At 65.3% G+C, this 2,695-nt stretch carries 3 protein-coding genes and 1 pseudogene; all 4 read right to left on the bottom strand.

Annotated features, from left to right (window positions below; translation table 11 throughout):
* Nucleotides 1–317 (bottom strand): annotated as a pseudogene (locus ABJK70_RS23315) (hypothetical protein); the annotation flags it as partial.
* On the bottom strand, nt 314–1,024 hold the full coding sequence (locus ABJK70_RS23310; protein ID WP_156881024.1) for a hypothetical protein: 711 nt from the start codon (nt 1,022–1,024) through the stop codon (nt 314–316). The gene ABJK70_RS23310 and the pseudogene ABJK70_RS23315, both read right to left, overlap by 4 nt.
* Nucleotides 1,025–1,037: 13 nt before the next feature.
* Entirely contained in the window at nt 1,038–1,409 is a 372-nt protein-coding gene (locus ABJK70_RS23305; RefSeq protein ID WP_077730115.1) for a copper resistance CopC family protein, read from the bottom strand.
* Between the two features lie 2 nt (nt 1,410–1,411).
* On the bottom strand, nt 1,412–2,695 hold a 1,284-nt coding region (locus ABJK70_RS23300), incomplete at its 5' end, for a sialidase family protein (protein WP_347259289.1).

Raw genomic sequence — 2,695 nt, 5'->3', positions numbered from 1 at the left:
ACGGACACGGGTTTCGCTTCCGGCAGCGGCTGCCGATCCGCCACGATGCGCAGAAGTTGCCCCGCAAGCTCCGAAGCGGGAGTATCGTCCGCACGGCCGAGCAGCGAGCGCAACCGGGGCAAACCGATTTCCCGAAGGCGCAGGTTGACCGTGATCGAGTCAGCTTCGACGGCGACTTCGGCGAGAGCCGCGTAACTGCCGAACTCCGCCCAATCCGCCCGAGTCGGCCACGCCGAACCGAACAGCAGGAGCATCGCCAGAATGCCGCTGCCGTGTGCGCATCGGCCGCAAACGGGTCGAACGGCCGGCGCTTTCATGGAATCTGCCGCGCCGGCGCCGGCCGTTCGGCGTCATCATTCGCCGCGCGGACCGGAAGCTTGGGCCTTATTCCCCGATAGACGCGCCAGCATACGACCGACAGAACAATGGCGACGATCAGGGCGAACAAGGCGCCGGGCCAACGGTTGGACGGGTTCGGAACGGCGATGCCGACGCTGAACGGCACCCTCAGCCGATCGTCCTCGCTGACGAAGCCGTCGTTTTCGCCGAACACGGCGATCACGGCATAATGGCCGGGTTCCGTGATGTCGGTGTGAATTTCCGCCGTACCGTTCCGGTAGACCGCAGCCGGCGTTTCCGCCAGGGTACGTTTTTCCTTCGGAAGTCGACCGTCATCGCCGAACTCCTCCTCGACCACACGCAGGCTGACAGGCATGTTGCGAACATCGCGGTCGAGCAGGTCGAGGGTCAGATAGGTCTTGCCGGGCCGCGGGACTTCCTGGCAGTACTTGACGAAATCGGTTTGCTCCCCTTCATGACGCCCTTCCTGCAGAGCGGTGAAGTGCACGGCGTAGAAGTCGTTGGCCACCAAACAGCTCATCGACGCGCCCTGATACATCTGGCGGCCGTTGGAACTGTCGCGCGGAATGCCGGCGGCGGATGCGGCGCCCGCCGCCAGGACGAGCGCGGCAACGGCCGCGCGGTTCGCGAGACGCCGAAAGAAACCCGGCTCGTGGAGAATCATCGGAAAGCCCTCCTTACTTGGCTTGAAGCTGAAAGAAATACTTGCCGCTCACGACGTGACCGTCCGCGGACAGCACCCGGTAGCGCACCATGTACCGGCCGGGCGCCAGATTTTCCACCGACGCCCGCAGCCGCGAACGGTCGGTGAAGTCCAGCCGGGCGTCATGCTTGTCCACCCGCTTGCCGTTGGCGTCGATGACCGCGACTGCCAGGAATGCGTCGCCCACCCCTTCGTTGAAGGTCAACAGCACCTCCGAGGGAGCTTCGGAAACGACCGCTTCACGGTCGGGTACGGCCTTCACCAGAATCGCGTGCGCCGCAAGCTCGGGACTGGCCAGTGCCGATCCTGCCAGAATCAGTAATAAGTGCCGTCTTAGGGTGTTCATCGTCATAGGGAGAGAATGGCCATCGCCAAAGCCTTGCCGCCGCCGGGCCGCGCCATTGTCCAAAACGCCGTGAACCCCCAGGGCGTCGCCACGATTCGGGGGTGATCGGCGTTGGCATCCGGCGGCGTCAGGGCAACCGGGACCGACCAATGCCTACCGCCATCCCTGGACCTGACCAGGTACACGGCGGCGCCCTCGGCGCCGGCTCGGCTGAACACGATGGCCAGATCGGACGCGGACAGCGCTGCAATGTCGCTTTCCCGGCTTTGCCCGTCGCCCAGCAGAAAAGGCGGCTCCCAGTGTTTTCCAAGATCGGAGGATCGCGAGTAGAAGAGCCCGGGCGATTCTTCCTTTCCGGTCCAGGCGACGCTGTGCAATACGGTTTGCCCGCCGGTTCCGGTTATGGCCAGCCCGCCTCCGCAATGAGGACAGCCGGTGAAATTCCAGCCGGCGATCCCCACCGGTCCGAGATCGAGCCAACCGCCGCCGTTCAACGGGCCGCGAAGGAGGCGCATGTCGTGCGGATCGGCGTCCCGGTACAGCACCGCCACGCTGCGATCCGGAAGTGCGCCGATCCGAGTCCAGCAGCAGGTGCAGACCGCCGGATCCAGGGTAGTCCGGCTGCTCCAGTTGAGGCCGTCCCGAGATGCTGCGTAGCGGAGACCCTGGGTGTTGCCGTTTTCCTCGCGGTCGTCGAGCCAGACGAGGTGAAAGCGTCCATCCCCGCCGACGGTGAGCGCCGGATAGCTCTGATTGTTCAGAGGGTCGCCCGCGGCCGGATTCTGGCCACGGCGCCAAGTCCGCCCTCCATCCTCCGAAGCGGCGACGATCAAGGGTCCCGTGCCCGGCAGTTCGCCCCGCGCCTGCCAGACGGCGACGATGCGCCGGCCGTACACAGCCAGGCGGGCATCGTTGCCGCGCCGGGAAATCACGGGGGCCTCTCCGCTCCCGTCGAGAAACCTGGGCTCGCTCCAGGTTTTCCCGCCATCCGCCGACCCCAGGTAAGCCACCCGGTCGCGCTCGCCGAAACGTCCAGCCAATAGCCCGTGTATCGTCCCCTGCTCCACGACCAGGTCCAAGCTCCTCGTTTCGGCCAAACCGGCGACGGCCACAAGAAGTTGCCGTTCTGCGATCGCCTCGGCCGACGCGGCCGCGAGACAGCCGAGCAATACGATCCCCATGGACAGCGGCGTCCGAAAGGCCGGATTCGATCGGTCAATGATAAGCACATTCATATCCGTGAAAATGATGGTTCCAACGTCCCAACGGGCGGCACACCCAGGATG

Origin of the sequence: Methylocaldum sp. (genome assembly GCF_039794385.1) — a bacterium.
In the GTDB taxonomy this organism is placed as follows: Bacteria; Pseudomonadota; Gammaproteobacteria; order Methylococcales; family Methylococcaceae; genus Methylocaldum.
The sequence above is the reverse complement of the archived record's forward strand: the minus strand, read 5'-3'. Positions and strand labels throughout refer to the sequence as shown.

Excerpts from the sequence above, each read along its gene's own strand:
- ABJK70_RS23310 (WP_156881024.1), bottom strand. The coding sequence starts at position 1,024 with ATGATTCTCCACGAGCCGGGTTTCTTTCGGCGTCTCGCGAACCGCGCG.
- ABJK70_RS23305 (WP_077730115.1), bottom strand. The coding sequence starts at position 1,409 with ATGAACACCCTAAGACGGCACTTATTACTGATTCTGGCAGGATCGGCA.